Source organism: Bacillus rhizoplanae (assembly GCF_917563915.1).
Lineage (GTDB): Bacteria > Bacillota > Bacilli > Bacillales > Bacillaceae_G > Bacillus_A > Bacillus_A rhizoplanae.
The window spans coordinates 39,114-65,583 of sequence record NZ_CAKJTI010000010.1; the positions used below are offsets into that span (position 1 = coordinate 39,114).

At 37.3% G+C, this 26,470-nt stretch carries 23 protein-coding genes, 3 pseudogenes and 1 riboswitch; of the genes and pseudogenes, 11 read left to right on the forward strand and 15 right to left on the reverse strand.

Translation table 11 applies throughout. The features are described from left to right. Positions 1-128 precede the first annotated feature (128 nt). A riboswitch (Lysine riboswitch) is annotated at positions 129-308 on the forward strand. Positions 309-440: 132 nt separating this feature from the next. Further along, entirely contained in the window at positions 441-1,859 is a 1,419-nt protein-coding gene (locus LRP84_RS11765; protein ID WP_230575255.1) for an amino acid permease, read from the forward strand. An 85-nt stretch (positions 1,860-1,944) separates the two neighbouring features. Beyond that, positions 1,945-3,144 carry an ABC transporter permease gene (locus tag LRP84_RS11770; protein ID WP_230575256.1) on the forward strand — a complete coding sequence of 400 codons (1,200 nt, stop codon included), beginning with the start codon at positions 1,945-1,947 and terminating at the stop codon, positions 3,142-3,144. Between the two features lie 331 nt (positions 3,145-3,475). On the opposite strand, the gene LRP84_RS11775 is transcribed toward LRP84_RS11770, so the two are convergent. The 3 genes from LRP84_RS11775 to LRP84_RS11785 all read right to left on the reverse strand — a co-directional run bounded on the left by LRP84_RS11775 (position 3,476) and on the right by LRP84_RS11785 (position 6,003). Beyond that, positions 3,476-4,021 carry a GNAT family N-acetyltransferase gene (locus tag LRP84_RS11775; RefSeq protein WP_230575257.1) on the reverse strand — a complete coding sequence of 182 codons (546 nt, stop codon included), beginning with the start codon at positions 4,019-4,021 and terminating at the stop codon, positions 3,476-3,478. 101 nt (positions 4,022-4,122) lie between these two features. After that, entirely contained in the window at positions 4,123-4,668 is a 546-nt protein-coding gene (locus tag LRP84_RS11780; protein WP_230575258.1) for a GNAT family N-acetyltransferase, read from the reverse strand. A gap of 75 nt (positions 4,669-4,743) precedes the next feature. Then, entirely contained in the window at positions 4,744-6,003 is a 1,260-nt protein-coding gene (locus LRP84_RS11785) for an MDR family MFS transporter (protein ID WP_230575259.1), read from the reverse strand. 105 nt (positions 6,004-6,108) lie between these two features. Between LRP84_RS11785 and LRP84_RS11790 the strand changes: the two genes are divergently transcribed. Beyond that, positions 6,109-7,845, forward strand: a complete 1,737-nt coding sequence (locus LRP84_RS11790; RefSeq protein ID WP_230575260.1) for an SgrR family transcriptional regulator — start codon at positions 6,109-6,111, stop codon at positions 7,843-7,845. Positions 7,846-7,851: 6 nt separating this feature from the next. On the opposite strand, the gene LRP84_RS11795 is transcribed toward LRP84_RS11790, so the two are convergent. Beyond that, positions 7,852-8,346: an Lrp/AsnC family transcriptional regulator gene (locus LRP84_RS11795; protein ID WP_230575261.1), complete on the reverse strand. Its 495-nt coding sequence runs from the start codon at positions 8,344-8,346 to the stop codon at positions 7,852-7,854. 349 nt (positions 8,347-8,695) lie between these two features. Here LRP84_RS11795 and LRP84_RS11800 point away from each other — a divergent pair. Then, positions 8,696-9,610 (forward strand): annotated as a pseudogene (locus LRP84_RS11800) (DMT family transporter). Between the two features lie 347 nt (positions 9,611-9,957). Here the strand turns inward: LRP84_RS11800 and LRP84_RS11805 are convergent. Further along, the gene (locus LRP84_RS11805) at positions 9,958-11,112 is read right to left on the reverse strand and encodes a cation:proton antiporter (RefSeq protein ID WP_230575262.1); all 1,155 of its coding nucleotides are present in this window, start codon (positions 11,110-11,112) and stop codon (positions 9,958-9,960) included. 286 nt (positions 11,113-11,398) lie between these two features. Here LRP84_RS11805 and bcaP point away from each other — a divergent pair, with 286 nt between their 5' ends. Then, positions 11,399-12,802, forward strand: a complete 1,404-nt coding sequence (gene bcaP, locus LRP84_RS11810; protein ID WP_230575263.1) for a branched-chain amino acid transporter BcaP — start codon at positions 11,399-11,401, stop codon at positions 12,800-12,802. A gap of 48 nt (positions 12,803-12,850) precedes the next feature. Here bcaP and LRP84_RS11815 read toward each other — a convergent pair whose 3' ends face one another. The 3 genes from LRP84_RS11815 to LRP84_RS11825 all read right to left on the reverse strand — a co-directional run bounded on the left by LRP84_RS11815 (position 12,851) and on the right by LRP84_RS11825 (position 14,218). Continuing rightward, positions 12,851-13,054: a hypothetical protein gene (locus LRP84_RS11815; RefSeq protein ID WP_230575264.1), complete on the reverse strand. Its 204-nt coding sequence runs from the start codon at positions 13,052-13,054 to the stop codon at positions 12,851-12,853. A gap of 271 nt (positions 13,055-13,325) precedes the next feature. Next, positions 13,326-13,928, reverse strand: coding sequence for a DedA family protein (locus LRP84_RS11820; protein WP_230575265.1), 603 nt, complete (start codon positions 13,926-13,928; stop codon positions 13,326-13,328). An 11-nt stretch (positions 13,929-13,939) separates the two neighbouring features. Next, positions 13,940-14,218: a YkvA family protein gene (locus tag LRP84_RS11825; RefSeq protein WP_230575266.1), complete on the reverse strand. Its 279-nt coding sequence runs from the start codon at positions 14,216-14,218 to the stop codon at positions 13,940-13,942. Between the two features lie 383 nt (positions 14,219-14,601). Between LRP84_RS11825 and ku the strand changes: the two genes are divergently transcribed. After that, positions 14,602-15,423 carry a non-homologous end joining protein Ku gene (ku, locus tag LRP84_RS11830; RefSeq protein WP_230575267.1) on the forward strand — a complete coding sequence of 274 codons (822 nt, stop codon included), beginning with the start codon at positions 14,602-14,604 and terminating at the stop codon, positions 15,421-15,423. A gap of 122 nt (positions 15,424-15,545) precedes the next feature. Here ku and LRP84_RS11835 read toward each other — a convergent pair whose 3' ends face one another. Both LRP84_RS11835 and LRP84_RS11840 read right to left on the reverse strand, forming a co-directional pair. Beyond that, a complete protein-coding gene (locus LRP84_RS11835; RefSeq protein ID WP_230575268.1) occupies positions 15,546-16,325 on the reverse strand; it encodes a DUF2935 domain-containing protein in 780 nt (259 codons plus the stop codon). A gap of 97 nt (positions 16,326-16,422) precedes the next feature. After that, on the reverse strand, positions 16,423-16,812 hold the full coding sequence (locus tag LRP84_RS11840; protein WP_230575269.1) for a VOC family protein: 390 nt from the start codon (positions 16,810-16,812) through the stop codon (positions 16,423-16,425). Positions 16,813-16,919: 107 nt separating this feature from the next. On the opposite strand from LRP84_RS11840, the gene LRP84_RS11845 reads away from it, so the two are divergent. The 3 genes from LRP84_RS11845 to cotJC are packed head-to-tail and all read left to right on the forward strand — an operon-like array spanning position 16,920 to position 17,990. Next, positions 16,920-17,135, forward strand: a complete 216-nt coding sequence (locus LRP84_RS11845; RefSeq protein WP_230575270.1) for a spore coat associated protein CotJA — start codon at positions 16,920-16,922, stop codon at positions 17,133-17,135. 20 nt (positions 17,136-17,155) lie between these two features. Next, positions 17,156-17,407, forward strand: coding sequence for a spore coat protein CotJB (locus tag LRP84_RS11850; protein ID WP_437438780.1), 252 nt, complete (start codon positions 17,156-17,158; stop codon positions 17,405-17,407). 13 nt (positions 17,408-17,420) lie between these two features. Then, positions 17,421-17,990, forward strand: coding sequence for a spore coat protein CotJC (cotJC, locus tag LRP84_RS11855; protein ID WP_098308199.1), 570 nt, complete (start codon positions 17,421-17,423; stop codon positions 17,988-17,990). A gap of 49 nt (positions 17,991-18,039) precedes the next feature. Here the strand turns inward: cotJC and LRP84_RS11860 are convergent, their stop codons facing one another. Beyond that, entirely contained in the window at positions 18,040-18,222 is a 183-nt protein-coding gene (locus LRP84_RS11860; RefSeq protein ID WP_230575341.1) for a hypothetical protein, read from the reverse strand. Between the two features lie 158 nt (positions 18,223-18,380). Beyond that, positions 18,381-18,569: pseudogene (locus tag LRP84_RS11865) on the reverse strand (IS1595 family transposase); the annotation flags it as partial. Between the two features lie 220 nt (positions 18,570-18,789). Here LRP84_RS11865 and brnQ2 point away from each other — a divergent pair. Then, positions 18,790-20,106, forward strand: a complete 1,317-nt coding sequence (gene brnQ2 / locus LRP84_RS11870; RefSeq protein WP_230575272.1) for a branched-chain amino acid transport system II carrier protein BrnQ2 — start codon at positions 18,790-18,792, stop codon at positions 20,104-20,106. 376 nt (positions 20,107-20,482) lie between these two features. Here brnQ2 and LRP84_RS11875 read toward each other — a convergent pair whose 3' ends face one another. From LRP84_RS11875 to LRP84_RS11880, 3 genes and pseudogenes are all read right to left on the reverse strand, one after another. Next, positions 20,483-23,047, reverse strand: coding sequence for an outer membrane protein assembly factor BamB family protein (locus tag LRP84_RS11875; protein ID WP_230575273.1), 2,565 nt, complete (start codon positions 23,045-23,047; stop codon positions 20,483-20,485). A gap of 105 nt (positions 23,048-23,152) precedes the next feature. Next, a pseudogene (locus LRP84_RS22565) lies at positions 23,153-24,124 on the reverse strand (metallophosphoesterase N-terminal domain-containing protein); the annotation flags it as partial. Between the two features lie 95 nt (positions 24,125-24,219). Further along, positions 24,220-25,302 (reverse strand): HupE/UreJ family protein, encoded by a 1,083-nt coding sequence (locus tag LRP84_RS11880; protein ID WP_230575274.1) that lies wholly within the window; start codon positions 25,300-25,302, stop codon positions 24,220-24,222. A gap of 612 nt (positions 25,303-25,914) precedes the next feature. Here LRP84_RS11880 and LRP84_RS11885 point away from each other — a divergent pair. Further along, positions 25,915-26,331: an SMI1/KNR4 family protein gene (locus LRP84_RS11885; protein WP_230575275.1), complete on the forward strand. Its 417-nt coding sequence runs from the start codon at positions 25,915-25,917 to the stop codon at positions 26,329-26,331. Positions 26,332-26,470: the final 139 nt, after the last annotated feature.

The following is a 26,470-nucleotide window of genomic DNA, read 5'->3' on the forward strand; positions in this document are numbered from 1 at the left end:
TTGTTTCATTGTCTTAAGCATACTCTATTCTCACAATAATCTGATTATGTTTATTTGCATTGACGAATAAAAAGCCATTTGTTACCCTTGGTTATGTTAACTTTATACATAAATCCTCATTCGTATCTCGGTGAGGTAGAGGTTGCAATTATTAATAGTATGATTTAGGAGATGTGTGGCATCGCTGATCAAATCGGAAAGGAATAGTTGCCGAAGCAAGAAGCATCCACAGCGCTTTCTTGCTGGGCCTGCATTGAATAAGTGCAGGACTGTCACAGGCTTTTTGCTTGTGGAGAGCTATCGAGAGGTATGTCCGCGGGTTTCTTAATAAGATTGAAAAGCGCGTGAATATATACGCGTTTTTTTGTTTTGTTTGGAACTTCAAACACATACATATCTCCGCGCTTGACTTGGTTATACTAATTTTGGAGGTAGTTTCTATGCAACAAAAAAAATGGGGCTTTTGGGTACTTACTGCATTTGTAGTTGGGAATATGGTTGGGGCAGGTATTTTTATGATTCCAAGTACATTAGCACAAACAGCCAGCCCTCTTGGTGTTACATTAGCTTGGTTAACAACAGGATTTGGCGTATTAATGCTAGCTCTTGTTTTCGGTAATTTAGCAATTCGTCGTCCTGATTTAACAACAGGTCCGCAAAGTCATGCTTACGCGCTCTTTTCTTCACAAAAAACGAAAAAAATGGCGGGTTTTAGTATCGTATGGGGCTACTGGGTTGCAAACTGGGCAAGTAACGTAGCCATCATTACATCATTTGCTGGTTATTTATCACTCTTTTTCCCAATTATGAAAGATACTCACGTATTGTTTTCAGTTGGAACTTTCAACATTGAAGTTGGAAAATTGATTACGTTCTCCATTTGCACCATTTTATTATGGGGTACCCATATGATTTTGGCAAATGGAGTAAATGGTGCCGGTAAATTAAACTTTTTAGCAACAACAGCGAAAGTAACAGGATTCCTTCTCTTCATCATTGTTACATTATTTGCCTTCGAAGCTTCTAAACTTGGACAATGGTATACGCCAATCGTTGATAAAGAAGGCATTTCACACGGACTGCTATCGCAAATAAACTTAGCAGCCTTAACAACACTTTGGGCCTTCATTGGTGTCGAGTCGGCTGTATTATTATCAAACCGTGCTGTTTCACCAAAAACAGTAAAACGTGCAACTGTTACCGGCTTACTACTAACAGTTGGTATCTATTTAGGAATTACCATCTTAACAATGGGTGTTCTTCATATAGATAAACTACAAGCATCTGAACGACCATTGGCGGATGCATTAACTGCAGTAATGGGTCATAACGGCGGAAAATTAATGGCGCTGCTTGCACTTACTTCTTTATTTGGATCCATTCTTGGTTGGGTTTTATTAAGCTCAGAAGTACCGTATCAAGCAGCAAAAGAAGGATTCTTTCCATCCTTCTTCACAAAAACCAATAAAAAAGGAAGCCCGATTCATTCGCTTCGTTTAACAAATATTATGTCGCAAGTGTTCCTATTCTCAACACTATCCGGGTCAATTGCCCAGGCGTATACATTTGTTATTACCGTTTCAACACTTGCCTACTTAATCCCATATCTCGTTTCTCCAATCTTCCAGCTTAAACTTGTTATCACAGGTGAAACATACGAAAATCAAAAAGGTTCTCGTATGGTGGATGGAATCATTGCTGCGATTGCTCTTATTTATGCATTATGGGTTATTAAAACTGGCTCTTCTGATATGAAAACATTCCTGCTTGGCATTGGATTATTTTTAGTTGGATTTGCTTTCTATCCATTAATGAAACGTGACGAAAAAAAAGAAAAACAAAACGAGCAAGTTGCCTAGCTAAAGGTAACTTGCTTTTTTATCTTATTAACGGGTAGCAAGAGAAACACTACCCTGCTTATAATAAAACAAAGGAGTGATCTCAGTGACAATCGAAACAATTTGGAATGACCGTTTTCAGCAACATCTACAAAAAATCACGATGTACTTTGCGCGTATTGCAAGCGGGCTTATCTATAGCTTCCTTCTACTTCTTTGTGTAGGCGGCTATTATTATGCAAAATTTCTTCGTTCATTTCCATCTGAGTCTGTTGCACTAACCATTGTGACAATTTTACTTACGGTTATACTCACTCGTTCTCCAATTCGAACACTTTTACAAAAACCAGATATCCTATATCTATTGCCGATAGAAGAAAAACTCGCATATTATTTTAAACGTTCTCTTTTGTACAGTTATATCATTCAGCTCTTTCCATTATTATGCGTAGTACTCATCATTACACCTCTTGCCCAGCAATCATTGCATACAACTCCTGCTTTTTTATGCGGAGCCTTGGTCATTCTTGCCTTTATAAAGTGGTGGAATATGTATTTGCATTGGACATATAGAAGAACCGAATCTATTTCACACTGGTTGCTTATCAGGATATTCTGTAATGCAGCCATTACATATACAATGTTTCAATTCACTTCCATTATGATTATAGGAAGTATACTACTTTTCATAACGCTCTTATTTTTATATACGATTAATAAACGAAAACGGCATATTCATTGGGAATATTTAATAGAGCAAGAAGAAAAAATGGATATGCGCTTTTATCAGTTTATTCATTTCTTTACAGATGTACCGCAAATAAAACAGCAAGTAAAACAAAGAAAATGGCTGACTGTTTGGATTGAAAGATTACTGTATCAAAAGCGATCTCCTTTTTTATATTTGTATAGTTTATCCTTTTTGCGCGCGAACGATTACCTTGGCATCTACATACGATTGACCGTAGTAGGATGCATTGTTTTATACTACATTCCTACGTTCATCGGAAAAGGAATCATCACGTTATGCACCCTATACATATCCGCTTTACAACTTCGCGCCCTTTGGAACTATTTTTCGGGAAATATTATTGTAGCATTGTATCCAACTTCACTTATAGAACGAAAACGCTCTTTTATTGCGCTTGTATTTCGAGTAACGATCGTGCAGCTAACGTTCTTTTCAATTATGGTTCTACTTAGTACTGGTTATCTCTTATTTACATTATTACTACTAGGAGGAAGTGTACTTTTTATTCATTTCATTGTTCTTAAAAAGGCAAAAACATATATTTCTACTTTATAAGTCAAATGACTTACGAAAGTCACCTCCCCATTTATATACCTTATCTAAGTATGTTTATATGGCTACTATCGCAAAACCGCGTATAGTAGTCTTTTTCTATTTTTTAGGCACCAATTTCTTGGAAAGAATCTTTTTACTTAGGAATTATTTTATCTCTAAATTGCATTACGATGGGTTTTGGTGGTGGAATGAGTGGACTTTCTCCGATTTGGACTGCAGTATCTGTTGGATTCTTTTTATGTCGAACATTGCCGAAGGGTCTTTATTTTCTGTCGAAGCGCCGATAAATGTACCATTTGCGCCGATATATCTGCAAATAACGCCGATAAACTTAGTTCCGGATAAAAGCAGTAGTTGGAAGCAAGGAGTAAACGTTCGTATCATACGGCACATTATTTTGATACATATAATTTCTAAGAACGCCTTCATTCAGAAAGCCTAGTTTTGTTAGTAATACATTAGATGCTTTATTTTCTGTAAAAACAACTGCTCCAATACGAGTTAATTCAAGCTCATGAAATCCGTATGATATAACTTTTAAAACTGCTTCAGTGGCATACCCTTTTCCCCAATGTTCAGGTAAAAGTGCATAAGCGATTTCAGCTCTCTTATGTTCGGAAGACCAGTCATGAAATCCAATCGTTCCAATAATCCCTTCTGTTTCTTTTATTTCAATTCCCCATTTTATTCCTCGTTTTTCTTTGTAGTTATTTGAAAAATTCCTAATTATATTTTTCACCTGCTCTAGATCTGTTAATGGATTTTGCCCATAGTAACGTAATACATCCTCATTCGAAAAGCAATTCAATATCCCTTGTGCATCATCTTCTATTAGCTCTCTCAAGACTAGTCTTTCTGTTTCTAATATAGGAAACATTCTTCCCCTCCTTTTTATCTGCCTTCAACAGCCGCATGTATCATTTTAGAATTAGCGCTTCTATTTTTGTTTGCTACACGTATCACGATATATTCTATCCTTTATTCATTAAACCTCCCCATCAAAATCGTATTATAGTAATTCCCATCCGATAGCATTTTGTCATTTTTCAAGATACCCTCTACTTCAAAACCGTATCTTTCATAAAGGCTTTTAGCTTTCTCGTTCGTTTCAAGAACATTCAAAGTGATTTTCTTAATTCCATATGAGTCGGCCCAATTAACAGATTCTTTTAAGAGGTTCTTTCCAATGCCATATCCCCAATATTCTTGTAATACGCAGACACCAAATTCTACTTTATGAGATGTTCTTTTCAATTTGTTTCCTTCACACCTTGAAAAACCTACAATTCTTCCATTCACTTCGGCTACTAAAAATAGATTACTAACACTGTCTGTATCCTCTTTAATGATCTTTTTAAAACCAGCTTCATCTATGTATGCTTCGCCTTTTTCTCTATCTAAATTTTCTGTTTCGCCATCTATTTGTAATCGTACTTCAGATAAATTTTTTGCATCTTCTTCCATTGCAGACCTAATCATATAACGTGTATTACGACTATAAAATTCTTTTGGGCTAATCTTCATTACAATTACCTCCTATCCTAACTATTTAACTCTTTTTAAGAAAGCTACTTGTCTCCAAAACAAGCAGCTTTCTCATTACCCTATCTTCTCTACCTTCTTCTCTTGACGATGATACATATCGATTGCTTTTTTAAATAAGAGAATGCTGCTTATTCCTATTAAACAAAACAATATACTCATTCCCCAAGAAGCAATAACGGAACCAATCATAATGCCAAGTGTTCCCACCATCTTCGCAATTTGAAACACCATCCCGTTAATGGCCATATAGGAACTTCTTGCATCATCCCTTGCCATATCTGCCCGAATAGATTGGCTGACTGGCACATACATCATTTCTCCGATTGTTTGGAACAGACCTGCTAGTAATAAAATCCATAGACTATTACTTGCTCCGAATAGCGTAAATCCAATCGTATATATAAACAAGCCTATATAAAGTACTTTCCGATCCTGAAAGTGATTCATGATTTTCACAACAAGAGCTGAAAATAAAACAACTAATACTGTATTCTCGGTAGAGATCCAGCTTAGCATCCGAATCCCTGTTAAATCAAAATGATTCCCATTCCATAATGAAAATGTTATCGTTTCAAATTCCTTTTGCAGACGAACTCCGATATAGTTATTAATTTGAAACTCTAATGATAATGCACATATGCTTGCCAAACACAATATGATAAATGCTCTGTCTTTTACGACAACTCGATAATTATTTACCATATCCTGCAAAACGTTTTTCTTTTCTACTTTCTTTTGAACTACATATACTTCTTCCATATAAACTGTAATTAAATACAGTGTTAATAATGCAATACCTGTCAGCAGCATAAATAGTTGGAATCGGTAGTGTTCAAAAAGAAGTCCACCGAAAATTGCACCAATGGCGATAGATAAATTGATTGCCCAGTAATTAATGCTGTACATCATTTTTCGGTTTTCCGGTGTACTTACATCAATTAACATCGCTTCTGTTGCTGGGTTCATCACACCAGAACCGATGCTGTTTATAAGTAAAAAGAAAAATGTGAGCCAAGGTGAATCTATATAATCTGAGTTCGCAACCCCCATGCAAGCAATAGAAACTACTTGAATCACCTGCCCGATAATCATGACCTTTTTCCGTCCTAATGTATCGGCAATATAGCCTCCATATAAGCCAACGATAAGTGATGCAATTACATTTAATAACAATAAGAACCCCGCTAATACTGCTCCTAATTTTACGGAAAAATAAATCGCCATAAACGGAAAAATCATCGTTCCTACCGTACGAGTTAAAAAGGATGTAATAATTCTAATTTTAATGTTGCGATGCATAGACCAAAATCCCATCTGTTTCCCCCTCCTTCTGTTTCTTCATTTTACTTTGAAAAAGAGGAAGGAAAAGGTTAAAATATTCTGAAGAGTTTCCCCTTTTACAAAAAGGAGTTATATAATATGAAAATTATGGACCACTATATTCGACTAAGACTTTCCTTTCCAAATGAACAACATATTCAAAATAGTCTCCAAGAATTGGCTGCCGTTCTATTTTGCAGTACAAAAAATGTGAAGATTTTACTAAAAAAAATGAGTGAAGAAAAACTGATTGAGTGGATACCAGGAAGAGGGCGTGGAAATAAAACGGAAATTCGCTTTCTTCATACATTTGTAGAAGCGATTTTACCGCATGTTGAAGAACTTTTAAGAAATGAGAAGTTAACAGAAGTATTTCTTTTACTCAAAGAACCGCTGCCTTTCTTACTTAAAGAAAAAATAGAAGAACGATTAAATACTTATTTTGGATATACAACTTCAGATGATCTGTATGATGTGCTAAAAATTCCATATAACCGAAAATTACTCCCCATTGATCCAGCATTTGCTGCTGTGACAACAGAAAGTCACCTTATTAGCCAAATCGTTGACACGTTAGTAAGATATAACGAAAAAATAGAGCAAATCGAGCCACACTTGGCACATACTTGGGAAGTAAGCGATGATCAACTTACGTGGACATTCTACCTACGTAAAGGTGTTCGCTTTCATCACGGAAAAACATTATCAGGAAAAGATGTAACCTTCTCCTTCGAAAGATTACAAGCCGTTCAATCTCCTTTTGACTGGTTAACAGAGGAAATTGCGAAAATAGAAAATCCATCTCCTCTACAAGTTATCTTTCATTTACGAAAACCAAATCGCTTTTTCCTACATTACGTAAGCTCTGTGCAATTATCCATTTTACCGCATGATGTAATGATCCAAAATCACCAGTATATTGGCACAGGTCCCTTTAAAATAAAAAGTCTTACCGAAGACAATATTATTTTAGAAGCATTTCCAGATTATTTTAAAGAGCGGGCACTCCTTGATCAGATTGAATTTTGGTTTATTCCAGAGCGGTCAAAAATACGAACAAATTACGAATTACCGAACATGGGGTGTAAAGAAGAAAAGGCAGTGGAAACAGAAGAAATTGGCTGTATATATTCAGCATTTAACTTTCAAAAAAACGGCCCGCATCATGATATCTTTTTCCGAAAAGCATGGGCAGAAATACTTAATCCAACGTCGTTAATTCAAGACCTTGGCGGCAAACGTACAATGCCAGCTTATAGCTTCTTTCCCGATAAAAGCCGAACAATGTATAAAGAAACCTCCTTATATAAAGCGAAAGAATATTTACAACAAAGTACGTATAACGGAGAAATCGTACACATTTACTTCTTTGCATTTAAAGATAGCGAGCAAGATGCAATTTGGTTACAAAAACGCTGCGAAGCATTAGGAATACACTTACAGCTTCACCCATTTCCAATCACTGATTACTTTAACGAATATATTGTGAAGCAGGCTGATATTATTTTGACAGGAGAAGTTCTCGACGCCAATCTTGAAATGGCCTTCTTACATATCTTTAAAAATAAAAGCTGCTTTGTTCATCGATTTAGACACCCACATTATCAAAAACAAATTGATGAACTGCTTGATCTATTTGTAGCAGAGCCAAATAAAGAAAAACGATATGATTTAATATCTAAAATCGAAAAACTTCTTAGTGACCAGTACCTCCTTGTCTTTTACTACCATGTCCTAAAAAGAAGAAGTTTTCCATCTGCACTACAAAATGTCACCATTGATTCTTTCGGATGGACAGACTTTGCAAAACTGTGGATTCGTCCCCATACACAATAGGCGGAGCTAAACAGCTCCGCCATCTTTGCTCTGCAGAGGCAATACAGTAGAATACTTAATCTCTCGCAGTGCTAAACTTGTTTGAATTCTCGTGATACCGAGCATATTTAATTTACGAATAAAGCGTTCCAGCTCATTTCGATCTCGGTGCACAACTTTTAAAATATAATCATACTCCCCCGTTAAACAATGACATTCTAATACTTCTGGCATTTCGTGCATAGCTTTCTCTAACACTTCTAGCTTCTCCGCTTGATGAATATTTGTGCTGACAAAAATAAAGCATAATAAACCAAATCCAAGTTTCTCCTGATTTAAAATTGCTACTTGCCTGTTAATAAATCCTTCATTTTCTAATCGTTTCACCCGTGCATGCGTAGCTGGCGGCGAAAGATTAACGCGGCGTGCAACCTCAGCGTTACTCAGCTGCCCTTCCTGTTGCAACACATCTAAAATTTGTATATCTAGATCATCTAACCCCTTACGAACTACATGTTCCATTTCTAATCTCCCTTTTCATAAAGTGAAACTTCCCTCACCTCTCTTCTTCGCTTTTCTCCCAATCTTGAGGTGGGGGTCTTACTGCCCGTTAATGCGGGATCACAAACGATTATTCACCAAAACATATTACAATTACACTTAAACTGAACAAAATTCTACAAAAGTTCATAATAACTTTACATTATTTCGAATTTTATTAATTGTACAAAACAATATATATGACAAACAAGAAAAATGCTACAATTTATATAGTTTAAAATACATTGATTAACCACCGTGCACAGTGGCTGTCTTTTATCAAATGGCAATGCGCAAGCCCTACTTTCTTGTAAAGGAGCTAACTCATATTATGCCTTATGTCATTTTATTACTCATCACGAGCTTATTGTGGGGCGGAAATTTCGTAGTGGGAAAGTCTCTTGTCGGGCACGCTTCTCCTATGACACTTACTACTCTTCGATGGACCATTGCAGTCATTTGTCTTTTCCCAATTGTATGGTTAAAAGAAAAGAAACTTTTTCCACCGAAAGATGCAATTCTCCCTTTATTTCTTATGGGGGTTACTGGCGTTGTTCTCTTTAACATTTTTCAGTTTTGGGCGTTAGAGCATACATCAGCAACAAATGTTGGTCTTATTTCTACATTAAATACGATTTCTATCGCTGTTTGTTCCGCTCTATTTTTAAAAGAAAAAATTAATATATGGCAAATCACATCAATGATTATTTCCTTTTTCGGTGTTACACTTGTTCTTTCAAAAGGAAAAATAGATACACTGTTTTCCTTACATTTTAATATCGGTGATTTATGGATGATGGCTGCGGTATGCGTATGGGGAATTTATTCCGTTTGCAGTAGATGGGCAACGAAAAAGACGACACCAATGATGTCTACTTTATATTCTGGTATCTTTGGTATTATCATATTGGTTCCCTTTAATATCTCTGATTTCACAATTTCAAATGTAAACGCTTCGTTCTTAGGATCTATTCTATACACAGGTGTGATTTCAACCGTATTATGTATGGTTTTCTGGAATATTGGCGTTCAAAAATTAGGGGCGACTACGTCAGGTATTTTTTAAAATTTCAATCCTATTTTCACTGCTATTTTAGCGTTTCTATTATTAGGTGAACAAATGACGTGGATTCAAATCGTAGGAAGTATGATTGTTATCGGTGGCTGTTACTTATTTTCGCACTTTAAATCTAATACCACTTCAAAACAAGAATATACATCCACCAGCTTAGCAAAGACTCATTAAATTCAAAAGTAAAGAAATCAATAAAGTGAAACTTCTATCAGTGGGGGTTTTCTTCATCCCCCACTGATAGTTAGTTGAACCAATCGGGCTTTTACGGGCAGTTATCCCCGACCTATCTTCTTCGCTTCTCTCTCAATATTGAGGTGGGGGTCTTACTGCCCGTTAATGCGAGATAAATGAAGCTGACTCAAAAATGAACTTTTTGGTCAGCTTCTTCTAGTACGCTCGGTATGTCGAACATTACCGAAGGGTCTTTATATCGTGTCGAAGCGCCGATATATTCTAAAGAACGGTCGATATATTGTGAAAAGCGCCGATATATTGCAATCAATAGCCAATATATCGATTCACACAAAATACTTCTTCAACAAAGGCGGTGTAATAATCGTCGTCAAAATAACAACAATTACAATCGACGTAAAATTCTCTTTCGCTAACAGATTCGCAGTCAATCCATTTGAAGCAATAATAAGCGCCACTTCTCCCCTTGATACCATTCCCGCTCCAATACTAATAGAAGACCGTAAATCAAATCCTGTTAATCTTGCTCCAAGTCCTGAACCGACTAACTTTGTTAATATAGCAATAATGGTCATAATGACAATGAACCATATTTGGTTTCCTAATCCTTGAAAGGTAATTTCCATTCCGATACTAACGAAAAAGATAGGAACGAAAATCGCATACGCAATCGGCTCAATTTTATGTTCTACTTCATGCTTATATGAAGTTTGTGAAATTGCGATTCCAGCAGCGAATGCCCCAATAATTCCAGCAATCCCCATGATTTCACTGTAATAAGCAAATGAAAAACAAATAATGAGCGCCGCACTAATTAACGATTCTGAAACACGAAGCGGTGACAATATTTTCATAATGAAAGGGACACCTTTCCAGCTAATTAAAAAAATAGTAACAAAAAAGATGACTTTCTTAGCGATTACTAGCGTTACATTCACCTCTTGTGAACCGAGAAAACTCATCGCAAATGCTAACAATATAACAACGATAACATCATCAAATACAGCTGCTCCTAAAATCGTTGTACTTTCCCTCGTATTCATTTTTCCAAGATCTCGCAATGTTTGAACGGAAATACTAACAGACGTAGCGCAAAGAAGTAGTCCTAAAAAAATCGCATGTGCCTGCGTCATTCCAAATAAAAGACCTGCAATATATCCTCCAATAAACGGAAAGATAATTCCCCCTATTGCTACCGCCAAAGACGATGTAAGATTGCGATTTAATTCCTCTAAATCTGTTTCAAGCCCTGCCATAAACATAAGAAGCAATACACCAATTGCACTTAATTCATCAATAAGCTCTGAACTATTAATAATGCCAAACATAGCTGGGCCAATAACAATTCCAATAATTAATTTTCCTAATACAGCTGGCTGTCCAAGCCGAACACTAATATCACCAGCAAGTTTTGTGCAAAGTAAAATGATGACAAGTTCAAAATAAAATAACATAATATCTGCTCCTACATAAAAATGCATTAATTTCTTACAATAGTGTTTGCTTAAACATGTCGTTTTATTTGTTACACTTTACATTGACGAAATATTCTGAATTATGATAAATTTACTTGTGAAATTACATATTTATCCTAAAAATAACGTACAACTGCACCATTCTCCATTTTATTTATACATAATACTAATTCTACTCTCTACTTAGTTCTCTAAGGGGCTACGTTCAAACTTAGCGGTTGTATCTATTGATCCTGTTCTAACAGGAGTAAGACCCCACTAATGATTAACTTTATGGAGAGGAGATTCAAACTTGAAAACACTTTTACGAAAGAAGCCCCTTACGACCGAAGCACCACGTCAACTCAATCGAACATTAAGTGCCCTTGATTTAACTTTTTTAGGAATTGGAGCTGTTATCGGAACAGGTATTTTCGTTTTAACCGGTATTGTTGCTGCAAAGCACTCTGGTCCTGGTATTATGCTATCCTTTCTACTCGCTGCCTTTACGTGTGCATGCGTCGCTTTTTGCTATGCTGAGTTTTCATCTTCTATTCCAATTTCAGGAAGCGTTTATACATATGCTTATATGACAGTTGGGGAAATTGTTGCTTTCATCATCGGCTGGTGTTTAATGCTTGAATATTTGCTCGCAGTTGCTGCCGTTTCCGTCGGTTGGTCTGGTTATTTACAATCCCTACTGCTCGGATTTGGGATAAAACTCCCGGCTATAATCGCCTCTGCCCCCGGTCTAGGAAAAGGAGGCATCATTGATTTACCAGCTGTCCTCATTATACTTTTTATTACAGCATTATTAAGTAGAGGGGTGCGTGAAAGTGCCCGTTTGAATAACATCATGGTATTAATTAAATTGGCTGTTATCATCGCTTTTATTATTGCTGGCGCAAAATATGTAAAACCAGAAAACTGGACACCATTTCTGCCATTTGGTTATGACGGGATTATTACAGGAGCTGCAACTGTATTCTTCGCTTTTTTAGGCTTTGATGCTATTGCAACTGCTGCCGAAGAAACAAAGAAACCGCAGCGTGACTTACCAATTGGGATTATTGGTTCTCTTCTTATTTGTACCGCATTGTATATCATTGTTTCCGTTGTATTAACAGGTATGGTTCCTTACACACAATTAGACGTATCAGATCCAGTTGCTTATGCTTTGAGGTTTGTCGGTGAAGACACGATTGCTAGTTTACTAGCAGTAGGAGCAATGACCGGAATGACAACTGTTATTCTCGTCGTTATGTATGGACAAGTCCGTGTCTCATATGCGATGAGCCGCGATGGATTATTGCCAAAAGCTTTATCTCGCGTAAATGAAAAATTCAAAATCCCTTTAGTAAACACATGGATTATGGGTATCGCCGCTGCTGTGCTTGCTGGTTTATTAGATCTACATATACTTGCAAATCTTGTAAGCATCGGTACATTAACAGCATTCACCTTCGTTTGCCTTGCGGTACTTATTTTACGAAAAACACATCCAGACTTACCGAGAGCATTCCGAGTGCCATTCGTTCCTATTTTACCAATTGTTGCAATTTGCTGTTGTCTATACTTAATGTTTAACCTTTCAAAAGAAACATGGATTGGCTTTGGAGTATGGTTAACAATCGGTTTATGTGTATACTTTTTTTATTCGAAACGAAATAGTAATCTACTTATTGCCAAAACACATGATGAAAAAAAAGAAGCTTAAAAAAGAAAGCTCGCTAGAGACAGCGAGCTTTCTTACAGTTTCAAATTATCACTTTCGTTCTTTCTTCTTCTTTTTCCAAGTTTCTATGCTATCAAAGAAAAAGTTAATAAACAATGTTCCGAGTCCCGCTAATAAAAAGGTTATTAAAAAAAGAACCCATAGGCTTTTCTCTTGTAAATATTTGTATCCGACTAGGAGCACGACAGCTACCCATACAAATTCAAGAATTCTTTTTATCTTCTGTTTCGACACACAATCCGCTCCTTATATACATTATCTATTCTATTTTAACATACTCTCCATTCCCTTAAGGAACGATCCGCACATATAGGTTTATCCCGCATTAACGGGCAGTAAGACCCCCACCTAAAGATTCAAAAAGAAACGTGGGGGATAACTGCCCGTAAAAGCCCGATTGGTTCAACTAACCATCAGTGAGGGATGAAAACCTCCCCACTGATGGCAGTTTCACTTTATCCCGACTCCCAAACAAAAAATTTACTATACCAAGTTCCTTTCCCTATCAATATTCTGTTCTACTTTTTTTCTTAACCATTTTGGAAATAACCATTCCAATAATAAAAACAAAAACAACTCCTAATATAGGCAACATATACTGATCCACCATAGCACCAGCCTTATGCCAATGCGGGCCAAGCTTCATTCCAACATAAATATAAAGAGTGGTTACTGGTACCATCGCAACAAATGTGTAGATTGTAAACTGCCAAATATTCATTTTCGCCATACCACATGGAACCGAAATAAGTGTACGTACACCTGGAATAAATCGTCCTGTAAATGCTACCACAGGGCCATATTTTGCAAAGAAATTATCCGCTTTTTGAATTTGTTCTTCTTTAATGAAAAAATACTTTCCATATTTGAGTAATAGCGGACGGCCTCCATAATATCCTATGGCATACAATGTTAATGGTCCTGTTGTTCCTCCAATTGTTCCCGCTAAAACCGCAACCCAAAAATTCATATCACCTTCATATACCCAATATCCAACGAGTGGTAATACAATCTCAGCAGGAACAAATTCAAACGTTAAAGCAAAAATAACTCCAAAATATGAGAATTGCTTTAAATAATTAATAAAATCTAAAATAAGCTGTTCCATCTATCTTTCTCCTACTCTACTAATCCATATTTATCCTGCAAATGAATAGGTGCCATCTTGACAATGCGCTGTAAAATAAACAAAATCACCGCTACATCATCTAGCACACCAAAAAACAATAAAAAGTCTGGAATGATATCGAATGGAAACATAACATATCCACATAAGAATAAGATAGAAAGTACCTTTTTCTTAAATTCCACATCCTTTGATGTAAAGAATTCACATAAAAACGGAATAAATTTACGAACTTGGAAGATTAGACGTATTCTTTTCCACAACTTTCTCATATTCCTTCTCCTCTCTCGGTCTCCTATTACGGCATACAAAAAGGACCTTTACCAAAATGGTAAAGGTCCTAAAAAAGACAATAAGGGGCCCTTACCACGTCTGGTAAAGGTCTCACTAACAACATAGTGTTGCTAATAAAGCCGAGGGTTTCTCCCTGTAATGACGACTTTATTATTGAAGTTACTCCCCTTTATATACGTAATTTTATATGGTCATCTTAAAAGGTTTAATAGAAAATGTCAATACTTTCTATCACTGTATTAGTTGATTAACCTAAAACTTCGATAAAAGCCTTTATGTATAAGAAGCCCTCATGGCTAGCATAATATATATATTCATTTTCCTTACATAACAATAATTCTATATAAAGGAGGATATTCTTGTGCATACAATTTGGAAAGGCTCTCTCTCACTTGGGTTGTTAAAAATCGGGATTAAATTGTATAGTGCAGTAGAAGAAAAAGATATTAAGTTATTACACCTTCATAAAGATTGTCTTACACCTATTAAATATAAAAAGATTGCTCCCGATTGTTCAGATGAAGAAGTAGAAGAAGCAGAAATTGTGAAAGCTTACGAATACGAACCTCATAAATATATTATTTTAGAAGAACAAGAATTAAATGATTTGAAAAAAGAACACGAATTACGAGCAATCCGTATTCTTTCATTTGTTCAACAAGATGAAGTAGATTCTATTTTTTTCGATCGTTCTTATTTTATTGGTCCTACCCCTGGTTCAGAAAAGGCATATTTATTATTGAAAGAAGCTCTTGAACGAACAAATAAATTAGGGCTTGTACATATTTCCCTTCGTCAAAAACAACATTTAGCGATCATTCGTAATTTTCACGAAGGTTTAATGCTACAAACAATCCACTATTCGGATGAAATACGAAAAGTTGAAAGTGTTCCAAATCTACCGAAACATGAAGAAACACCCTTGCAAAAACAAGAGCTCATTGCTGCAATGAATCTCATTCACCACCTTACAACTCCCTTTACACCGGAAGAATATACAGATGAATATAGAGAAGCTCTCCTTGACCTCATTGAAGAAAAAGTAGAACATCACGAAAAAACCGAAACAATTTTCCAATCTAAAAATATTGTAGATATTATGGAAACATTAAACGCTAGTATTGAACAAACAAAGCAACAATCCAAGCAAAAAAACAAAACAAACAAACGGAAAGCAAAATAAGGTGAAACTTCTATCAGTGAAGGTTTTCTTCATCCCACACTGATGGAAAGCTCTCACCTATCTTCCTTGAGACGGAAATTTCACTGCCTAAAAGTAGTAGGATAAATAGACTTTTCGTGCTACTAAAAAGGCGTACAATTAGGAATCTCTATCCCTGAAGATTGTGCAAGTTTTAACAGGTAATAACACTCTTCCCTTGCCATATGATCTGCCATTCTCGCCGAAAACGAACTTAACACTTGTTCTGATAACTCTAGTTCTTCTAATTCATGAAGAAAACGGGAAAATAAAGTAAGCTCTAGCGAGACATCTTTTGTAAATTTCTTTAAGGCTGGAAAAGATGTTAATTCTGTCCGTAAATAACCAGTCATTTCAACCGCTTTTATATAAAATTGCTCAAAATGCTTTTCGTACGCTTGGCTTTTTTCTTTTAAACGCTTCTCAACAAGATCTAGTTCGCCAGAAATGGCCCCTGCATGACCGGCTGCATCTATTAACCATACGAGATGATAGTGTAATTCATGAAAAAGAGGAGGCACTTTACCTTCCATCAAATTTTTAAGTACTGTTATGTATTCTTCCACTTCATTAACCATATGATTAAGAAATGTAGGTGTAAGATGAATGACCACTTTCCCCTCCAATTGCTTACGCAGAATATGCAGTTTAAAATTTCTAATTTCATTCGCAGCTTCACTCGCCTCTTTTGCAAATGAAATTAGGTTGGCAGTCTGAAGTTTCGTTAACAACTCATCAAATTTTTGTTCAAAATATATTGCCTTTTGAATTTCTTCCTTTTCCTTTGGAGCTAAAGCATCTTCCAGAAAGTGTGCGTGATCTCCTAAAACCCTTAACCAAAATTTATGCTCAAATAAGGCACTTTCTTCATAAGCTCGATCCATCATATTCTCCCCCCTCGCAGCAAACATTCCTTATTATATATATTCATAAGGCTTTTTCGTATGTGTACCTGGGGCAGAAAAAAGCCCCTAGAAGATGCTAAACTAAATTTTCACTCTTCAATTGTGCTTGTAGCTGAATCATATGTTGGTCCGGATCATAAACAGATAGTACTTTTTTCCCCTCTACGTAATCTTCCATTTCTGTATACGTTACATGATAGTAATCTAACTTTTTAAGCAGATTTTCCACCTCACACAATGGTATATTCACTTCTATTTTTGGAAGAATTCCTTCCTCATTCACCGCTTGTTTTCTTTTATTTACGATACAACAAATTCGCATAGATCCGATATCATACCATACTCCTGGCAAGTCTAATTGAGGACGCTGTCTACTAGACTTAAAACCTAATATCCCCTCATAAAAATATAAAGTTTTCTTCAAATCTCTTACCTCTAATAAAACAGAATGTACGACCTTGTCCACAATCCATCCCCCTCTCTCACCTATTAGTTGTTGTATATGAGTCATAAATAGTAATTATGTTCGAATACAATACATAATATCAGTGTTTCATATAGGAGGTGTGCATATTGGATAAATCTGTGAAATCGTATGTACCATATCACGGTCCTAATGACCCATGTCCACCAATAGGAAAAAAATACTACTTTACTCCGCCACATTTATATATGGGATTCCAACCACCAAATTTACCGCAATTCCCGCCAAATGAAGCCTTAAAAAAAGGAACGTTGTGGCCTGCTTTATATGATTATTATGAAAATCCATATAAGAAAGGACGGTGAGAAAAATCGTGGCTCAACAAATGCCAGATGAATTTTATAAATGGATGGAAGAACTGCAAGAACTTGATTTTGTATTAGTAGAGCTCACTTTGTATTTAGATACCCATCCTGATGATGTTGCATCAATTAATCAATTTAATGATTTTTCCTATAAACGTAGATTACTCAAACAACAAATTGAAGAAAAATACGGACCTCTTCAACAATTTGGAAATAGTTATTCAAACGCACCTTGGGAATGGAATAAAGGGCCTTGGCCATGGCAAATATAAAGGTGGGAAAAGTATGTGGATATATGAAAAAAAATTACAATACCCTGTAAAAGTAAGTACTTGTAATCCAAAACTTGCGAAATTTTTAATTGAACAATACGGTGGTGCCGATGGCGAATTAGCTGCCGCATTACGCTACTTAAATCAACGCTACACCATTCCAGACAAAGTCGTTGGTTTATTAACAGACATTGGAACAGAGGAGTTTGCACACCTCGAAATGATTGCGACAATGGTATATAAACTGACAAAGGATGCCACACCTGAGCAAATGAAAGAAGCCGGACTTGACGCTCACTATGCCGATCATGATAGCGCCATTTTCTATCACAATGCCGCAGGCGCCCCTTTTACAGCAACATACATACAAGCAAAAGGAGATCCGATTGCAGATTTATATGAAGATATAGCTGCGGAAGAAAAAGCTAGAGCAACCTATCAATGGCTTATTAATATGTCTGACGATCCTGATATAAATGATGGATTACGTTTTCTACGAGAACGTGAGATTGTTCACTCCCTACGCTTTCGAGAAGCAGTCGAAATTTTAAAAGAAGAACGAGATCGACAAATTTATTTTTAAAATATATTAAAAAACTAAGTGGCCTCAATTATTAGGTCACTTAGTTTCATTATAAACTCTCTTTTGCTGTTTTAATAAATTGCAATAAAATTGCAGTACCTGTGACATTCAGTACAATACTTGTTCCAAGTGAAACCGCCCATAATGGAGTTGGTAACGATACGATTAATGATAGCATTAAGAAAGTCATACCTGCTGAAACAAAAATAAACCCCAAAAACTTGTTGTTCAATTTAAACATCTCCTTTGCAATTATAGTTTAACAGTATTTACCTTATAACTATAAGAAATTATTTGATTATTAGTATCATGTTTTGCTCTGTCAAAAAAAGCAAACCAACTCAAATAATGGTCGAAGGGTCCTCTGATGACAAATTAGAACCAATAAACCTTATCTAATTTGTTTTTCATAGTACAACCTCTACCAAGAACACTGAATAGATTGTTTGTGATTTCTTGCGATTAAGACAAAAACTTGTTCGTGACTAATTCCACGAAAATCGAAAGAACATCCACGTTTACGACCTCAAATATTTCTTTTCCCCTTTCAGAATATATTTCATCTATTTCTACAATCCCCCATCATGTCTGCTAATTTTCGGAGAGAATAACCTTTCAACAAATAAGGCCTTAAATCCCCTTCTTTCCTCAGAATGATTATTCAACTTAGTGAGTCAATTATTAATTTTTAAAAAATTAACTGTTGCTTTCTAGTCATCAGACCATTAAAATAAAAACAGCAATTCGACAAATTATTTGAATTTTCGACAAAAAATCATCTAGGAGGATTTTTATAGAAATGCGTACAACTTTAAAACCATCCCAAATCCTCTCCATTAGCTTATTGCTATTTGCGATTTTCTTTGGTGCTGGTAATATGATTTTTCCGCCCCTGCTCGGTCTTTCGTCTGGAAAGAATATGTGGGTGTCTATTTCAGGATTTGTGATTACCGACGTTGGTTTATCACTATTAGCAATTGTCGCTGTTGCATTAGCAGGCGGTAGCTTTGGAAAACTTGCAAGCCGTGTTCATCCAAAGTTCGCAACGATTTTTTCCATCATTATTTACCTTTCTATCGGTCCGCTTTTCGTTATCCCGCGTACAGGCTCTGTTTCATACGAAATCGGAATTGCACCGCTTTTTCAAGGTCACTGGTATTCAATGTTGCTCTTTACAGGAATTTTCTTTACGATTGTATACTTCTTATCGTTAAATCCTTCCAAACTAGTGGATCACATTGGAAAAATTTTAACACCTATTTTACTTATTATTATCGCAGTAATGGCAACAAAAGCGATTCTTTCACCAGCAGGTTCTTTTGCTGCTCCTATTGGTGACTACAAAGAAATGCCCTTTTTTAAAGGTTTCTTAGAAGGATTTTTAACATTAGATGCGATTGGAGCTCTTGTATTATCTACCATTGTGGTAAATGCAATTCGTCAAAATGGCGTAAATGATAAAAAAGCTATTACTAAATATACGATTATATGCGGAAGTATTGCAGCTTTGTTCTTAACTATTATTTATTTCTTATTAGGTTATATAGGAGCATCAAACGGACAACTCGGCCAATTCGAAAACGGCGGGCAATTATTAGCAGCTGTTATGTACCACTTATTTGGGACAAGCGGTAACATATTATTAAGCTTAGCAATTATTTTTGCTTGTTTAACAACAGCAATTGGTGTTGTTAGTGCATTTGCCAACTATTTTTCGAACATTTTAACAAATGTATCATACAAAAAACTTGTATTATGGGTTTGTGTATTTAGCTTTGTTATTTCTAACCTAGGATTAAGCTTATTAATTAAAATTACATTGCCGGTATTAATTATTCTTTATCCAATTACCATTATCTTAATTTTCGTATCGTTTATTGACAAATATACGAAGAGAAAACCTAGTGTGTATATTGGAGCAATGATTGCAGCTTTTATTATAAGTTGTATTCATGCGCTTGATAACATCGAGATGATGCCTGCTGCCATTACATCTATTGCAAGCACAATTCCATTTTATAAATTAGGAATTGGTTGGATTGTTCCAGCGATTATCGGCGGTATTATCGGCTATTTTGTACCACAAACGACAGCACAAGTTTCAACAAATGAATAAGCATCCGTTGAGGGACTTCCTCCCTCACGGATGCTTATTTTTTCCCGCTATTTGCAGGCAGTAACCCCATACCCATCAAACTAAAAAACAAAAATGCCCCCAAAACGACTAAACTAAAAGATAAATAACTTCGTACCTGAGACAACTTTCTTTATTTATAGATATAGTGAAACGTCGGCTCTATGTATAAAGTTTTTCTAGTGGAACCAAATAGTTGTTATAATAATTCAGTTCTTTTGTTGTCATCAGTTTCGAGTGACTCATTAAATTCATTTATTGAGGTAATAATGAAAAAAAGATACAAATTAGAAATATGTCTAAAATGTATCTTCTCTAAGGTTTTTAATATTTTACTTGATCAATTATCTAGCTCAGGTCAATGCGCTGCATCCGGATCAATGGAAGCAAGTTGATTTGCCCATTTAGCGATATTTGCTGCAGGATTGCTTCCGTCGGCAGGATAGTCTGTAATATGATACCAGCTAATCGTACGTTTTTCGCCAGCTTTCATGCTAGCATCAAACGATGCTCCGAAGATATATCCAAAAGCACTTAATCCGGAGGGCTGGTCCTTCGTCCAAGCAATTCCATGAGCAGGGCTGGAGATGGCAGTTTTCGGACCGTCATAAATATAGTTTCCAGTCCATCCTGAAGTCATGAAGCCGGGATTTGTTTTCGTAATCCCTGGAACAAACGCTGTGTCATCTGCACTGTCTGGATCAAGCAGGTATTGGAAATAACCATTGAAATCCTTCTCACCCGTATTCTCCAATTCGAGCGTAAACTTTACCACCGGTGCATTTTGAAGTGCCCGATACGTAACAGAAGTTTTAATAGAAGGATCTATTTGTGCCTGTCCGGATGCATGGATGGTATCGCCAACCGTTTCGATATTCGATAATGACAGCCACTCTCCATCACGGTTCCAAGGACGTTTTGGATCGTTCATTGTCGGTGAAAGGATCCATTCACTCCAATCGAGCGTTTCCAGTGCGTTGTCATCAAGCAAGGCAATGTCCCCAAGCCAGCCCGGCTGAAATGTACCTGCCAGGTTATTGGCGCCAATTTGTGAGGAAATCGTCGCTTGAATGCGGTTATTCATGATATAGTGATAGGTTTGTCCCGTCATGGCATCGAGCCGCGGGCTTCCAGCATTAAAATCCGGCGCTTCCAGGGACATTCCTGCCACAGGTGCTGTGATTCCACTTATTTTAAATGCAACTGTTTTCACTTCCCCGCTGGCAACTTCTACGGAAACTGGCGCACCGCTTTGATAGCCCCTGCGTTTAGCTGTAAGAGAATATTTGCCAGGCTGCAGTCCGATAAGGTACTGTCCGTCAGCATTTGTTGTAGAAACCTTGCTGTTTCCTTGGCTGTCTGTCGCAACAATCGTTGCCCCTCCAATCGGTTCTCCTGTTACACTGTCCGTTATCTGTCCAGATAGTCTCGGCCAGCGTTGTGCAGCCTTTCCTCCTGGAGTAAAGGCGTATAGGTTCCCGTCTAATGCTCCCACAACTAACGTATTTCCGGAAATAGCCGGGGAAGAAGCTACCCATGCTCCTATTTCGTGCTCCCATAAAGGTTGTCCGGTTAATTTGTCAAATGCATAAAGTTTTCCATCGTTAGAGCCGATAAATACAGTTTCACCACTAACCGCCGCAGAAGAAATAATCCCACCCTTCGTGCGATAGCTCCACTTCTTTGTACCAGTGGCTGCATCGAACGCAGCTACGTTTCCATCCGGGAATCCCATATACACCACTCCATCCGCTACTGCAGGAGAGGATCCAGTTGTACCGCCAGCAATATAGGATGAATCCGGGCTATTGTAACGCCATAGCTCTTTGCCAGTAGCTGCATCAAGAGTAACCAGCAATCCGCCGCCGTACCCCATATATACCCGTCCATCCGAGATAGAAGGCATAGAGTGCATCCAGCCGCCAGCAGGTTTTTTCCTCCATAATTCTTTACCGGTTGAAGCGTCAAGTGAGATCAGCCAGCCGCCATCTCCTCCAACATAAATTTTCCCGTCCTGAACGACAGGAGTGGATTCTACAATCCAGCCGCCAGCTAAAGGAACATTCCATATTTCTGCACCTGTGCGGGCATCAAGAGCCATCATTTTACCGCCGCTGCCTGTGCTGTATGCCTGGTAGACTACTCCATCTACTACTGTTGGAGAATAGTACATCCAAGCGCGCTGTACTTCATCCTTCCCAACAGTCTTTTCCCAAATTACCTCTCCGGTTTCTGCATTCATGGCATAAAGTGTACCGCGAATCGACGAAGCATATACAATTCCGTCTGCAACAGCAGGCGAAGCTTGTACCTGTGCGTCTGCTTTTACTTCCCACCGCTTTTTACCTGTCTCAAGGTCAACTGCATGGATAGCGTGATGCTCATTACCGCTTTCATCACGTGTACCAATATAAACCACACCATTTGAAATGGCAGGTGACGAAGTAAGGATTGTTCCAGGTGTACGGTATGTCCACTCAAGGCTCAGACCAGCTGCAAGTGTATCTTTTGCCTCCCCGGTATGCTGGGCATCGCCGTGGAACATCGACCAGTCTGTTCCCTTCTTCGGTTTAATCCGATTTTCATTATCAACAATGCTGAACGTATTATTTTTAACCCAAGTCTTGCCCCCATCATCTGTTACTCTAACTTCAATGGCATGCTGACCTTTGTCTGCTTTTCCAGCATCCCATTGATCATACCAGGCCATACCGCTGCTTTGATTTAGCTTTCTCCACGAACCGCCATCAATACGGTATTCAACCTTAGTGACGTTACTTGTTGTGTTATAGGCGTTTACCAAAATGTCCATTTTTCCTTGCGGAACTTCGCTGCCTGCTGCAGGATGAACAATCGCCGCGCTTTGCTTCACGTCATACATTTTATATTTCTCTTCCTGCTTGTCTCCCTGGAAGGTAACCATGCGGAATCCGTTCGGCATCTGGTCAATCGTATAGGCACTGGAAACGGTTGTCACATGGTTAGCGCCTGGAATTGTGTCCTGGGCTACATCATTGACGTGAGTATGTCCTACCATCACCAAGCGCGTATGATATTGGCTAAGAAGATCAATAAATTGCTTCGTATTTTCTGGCGCCGGGGTTTCTGGAGTATTCATCGGTTTGTGAACAAATACAACAACTTCTTTGTCCTTTGCATTCAGTTCAAGATCCTGTTTTAACCACTCGAATTGATCAGTTTCTTTGAAACCCAATACATTTTCTAATGTTACAAAGTGTCTATTGCCATAATCGAATGAATACCACTCCGGTCCAAGATAAGTACGGTAACGGTTAATTCTCGTTTGATAATCCGTTCCCGGCCCAAAATCATGGTTCCCAACTGCCGGATAAACCGGGAGAGAAGATGTTGCCGTACTCGCAGTATAATCCTGGAATTCTGTTGGGTCTGCCCGGTTGGTCAAATCCCCGCTTACGGCGATGAATGCCGGATTTCCGGTTGATTCATTGATTTGTGCTAACTGATCTGTGAAGCGTTCACGATTATTTGCAGTACCTGCCTGGACGTGAACATCGGCAATGTTGACAAAGCTGAAATTAGGATTGCTACTTTCCGGCGTATGTAGGAGACCAAAGTTTTGTTCCTTTGTTTCCCCAGGCTGCACATTGCCAAGCTGTCTGTAAAACTGCGGTGTTTTGTTTTTGTCAGTCGGTACGCTGTATCCACTTGGGGTTGTTACAAAAACAATATCGTCCTGACGTCTATCTGCATCAATCGTTAACGTATAGTTTCCTTGATCATCTGTAACCGTTATATTTTTACCGTCAGATACGGAAACATGCGGAATGCCCTCCTCGTTCCCATCACGGCTCCCATTTCCGTTTTTGTCAGCGAAGACCGTACCCTTTATAGTTGCTGTAGGATTTTCCGCTACAACTGGTTTAACTACAGCAGCAAAAGCGAGGCAGCACATTGCAGCTGCAGCAACAGGTTTAAGTTTTTGTTTTATATTTTTCCCTTTGGCTTCTATTGGCTTCATGATTTCTCCTCCTGATTTTTTATATAAATTCCCCCGATAATTTGAACCTCAATAAGTAATGTTCGTACCACCACCTTAAAAGCTTAGTTATTTTATCAAGCGAAGAAACGCTCGAAATACCAAATCAGCCCGATTCCAAAAATACCAGCCATCGCTGCTGCCTGTACGACAGTGGACCATTGAAACCTGCGGATATACACAAGTAAAGGAAATAAAATCAGAATAATTAAGGCTTGTCCTGCTTCTACACCAACGTTGAATGACAAAATCGATAACAGTGATCTCCAGGTCACGTCGTTAGCAAGCTGTAAAGCACCAGCAAAGCCAATCCCGTGGATAAGTCCAAATCCAAATACAACGGCAAATCGATATTTTGATGAAAAGCCAAAATAATTTTCTACTGCTACAAATGCAATACTTAGAGCAATGAGCGGTTCGACAATGGCTGCAGGGAAGTGAATCAATTTTACCGCTGTTAAGCCAAGAGTAATACTGTGGGCTAAGGTAAATACAGAAATTACTTTTAGAACATCCGTTACTCGGCGGGCTCCAAATACGAGTGCTATGACAAAAAGGATATGATCATAGCCGATCATGATATGGTGGAAACCGAGTTGAACAAAGCGGAAAAACTGTCCTACTGCGCTATCCTTTCCGACGTTGAGTTCCCTGTCTTCTGCATTGAAAATAAATTGGCCTTTTTTATTTTCTAAGTCGTATGAAGCGATATTTCGATGCATCGTATCATTGTCATCGAAGAAAACACTATAATGTATTTGAATGGAAGATTTGGCTGAAGGAGCTGGAAATTCAAGCCCAATTTTGGCATACTCCCGTCCCACCCTGCGTTCAATCTTTGTTGAATTAACGGAGCCTTTTGCTTTCGCTCCATCGGTGAATACCTCAACATGGGAATCAAGGTATTCAGCTACAGCATCACGATGTTTTTCTAATGCTGTATTCAGCATCTCTTCCCGATCCCCTGGACTAACACCAAAATCAATCAGCCTCCCCAATTCGAAAAAATCAAGCTGCAATTCTACATAAAGCTTATCCCTATCCATCGTAATTTTCGAATACCCTTCACTGTTATCAGTGTGGGCAGATGCATTAATAGGCAAAAGCATTAATGTGATAAAGGAAAATAACGCAGCAAACCAAACTACTATTTTTTTCAAAGCCTCTCACACCTTTAATCTAGAAATTTAACAATCAAAAAGTATTTGTTAATTAAAAGCGTAAGATATTTTTGTAAAGTAAATATAAAGTAAATGTTTAAATATTATTAATATTTTGTATCTTAAAAAGGATAAATAGACTAGAGATTCGAATCCTGTAATCTCAAGTCATTTATATTGCACCAAATAGGGTTAGAGGTACATTGCCATCAACTTAAAGAAATCGGCAATCTCAAAAACAAAAAAATGAGCTTAATTCTCATAATTAGCTGTAACGAGATAAAACTTTTGTTGTGGGGGTACTTCAAAATATTATCTTTAGGGGTATGTGGTCTTGCCGTCAAAACGCGGATAACGTACGTTGAGACAAATATTATAAATAATCATATTCAATAATGTAGTTAAGATTTTGTTTTTGGTTCGACTTTTGGATATAAAAAATCTATCCCAATAACGTGAGATGCAACATCTATTTAGAATCACCATAAGCCTACGTTTGTGCATTTTTTTGTAAAAGGGTAAATGAATTATTTATGATAAAATAGAAAAGAGACGGTGAAGAAATGAATTTAAACTAACGTAAGCAGCTTATTTTGATAAAAGAGATAATAAATGAGAAATATTTGGGATAAATCTAGTAAAAAACTAGAAGATTTAACAGATGAAATGGTTGTTTCCGCTGAAACTAAGCTAGGCATAAAGTTACCGAAATCGTATATTGATTTATGTAAAATACAAAACGGTGGCTATTTAATTTATGATGCTTACCCTACTTCTGTTCCAACAGGTTGGGCAGAAGACCATGTTAGCGTTGATTACATAAATGGGATTGGAGAAGAAGGAATTCTATCAAGTGCTTATTACATTGAAGAGTGGGAATTACCAAAAGGTATTGTGCTTTTATGCGGGGATGGACATTGGTGGATTGCGATGGATTATAGACACACAAAAGAAAACCCACTGATGGAAGTTTCACTTTATCCCGCATTAACGGGCAGTAAGCGATTCAGAGAAAAGCAAAGAAAATAGTTGGGGGATAACTGCCCGTAAAAGCTCGATTGGTTCAACTAACCATCAGTGGGGATAAGGCCTCCCACTGATGGAAGTTTCACTTTACCTTAAAATCTTTTATACTATATGTGCTTTGTTATTTTACGAAAGTATTTCG

Coding starts and splice junctions, on each gene's coding strand:
- LRP84_RS11765 (WP_230575255.1), top strand. CDS start 441: ATGCAACAAAAAAAATGGGGCTTTTGGGTACTTACTGCATTTGTAGTT.
- LRP84_RS11775 (WP_230575257.1), bottom strand. CDS start 4,021: ATGTTTCCTATATTAGAAACAGAAAGACTAGTCTTGAGAGAGCTAATA.
- LRP84_RS11780 (WP_230575258.1), bottom strand. CDS start 4,668: ATGAAGATTAGCCCAAAAGAATTTTATAGTCGTAATACACGTTATATG.
- LRP84_RS11785 (WP_230575259.1), bottom strand. CDS start 6,003: ATGGGATTTTGGTCTATGCATCGCAACATTAAAATTAGAATTATTACA.
- LRP84_RS11790 (WP_230575260.1), top strand. CDS start 6,109: ATGAAAATTATGGACCACTATATTCGACTAAGACTTTCCTTTCCAAAT.
- LRP84_RS11795 (WP_230575261.1), bottom strand. CDS start 8,346: ATGGAACATGTAGTTCGTAAGGGGTTAGATGATCTAGATATACAAATT.
- LRP84_RS11805 (WP_230575262.1), bottom strand. CDS start 11,112: ATGCATTTTTATGTAGGAGCAGATATTATGTTATTTTATTTTGAACTT.
- LRP84_RS11820 (WP_230575265.1), bottom strand. CDS start 13,928: ATGGAACAGCTTATTTTAGATTTTATTAATTATTTAAAGCAATTCTCA.
- LRP84_RS11825 (WP_230575266.1), bottom strand. CDS start 14,218: ATGAGAAAGTTGTGGAAAAGAATACGTCTAATCTTCCAAGTTCGTAAA.
- LRP84_RS11835 (WP_230575268.1), bottom strand. CDS start 16,325: ATGGATCGAGCTTATGAAGAAAGTGCCTTATTTGAGCATAAATTTTGG.
- LRP84_RS11850 (WP_437438780.1), top strand. CDS start 17,156: ATGCCAGATGAATTTTATAAATGGATGGAAGAACTGCAAGAACTTGAT.
- cotJC (WP_098308199.1), top strand. CDS start 17,421: ATGTGGATATATGAAAAAAAATTACAATACCCTGTAAAAGTAAGTACT.
- brnQ2 (WP_230575272.1), top strand. CDS start 18,790: ATGCGTACAACTTTAAAACCATCCCAAATCCTCTCCATTAGCTTATTG.
- LRP84_RS11875 (WP_230575273.1), bottom strand. CDS start 23,047: ATGGTTACCTTCCAGGGAGACAAGCAGGAAGAGAAATATAAAATGTAT.
- LRP84_RS11885 (WP_230575275.1), top strand. CDS start 25,915: ATGAGAAATATTTGGGATAAATCTAGTAAAAAACTAGAAGATTTAACA.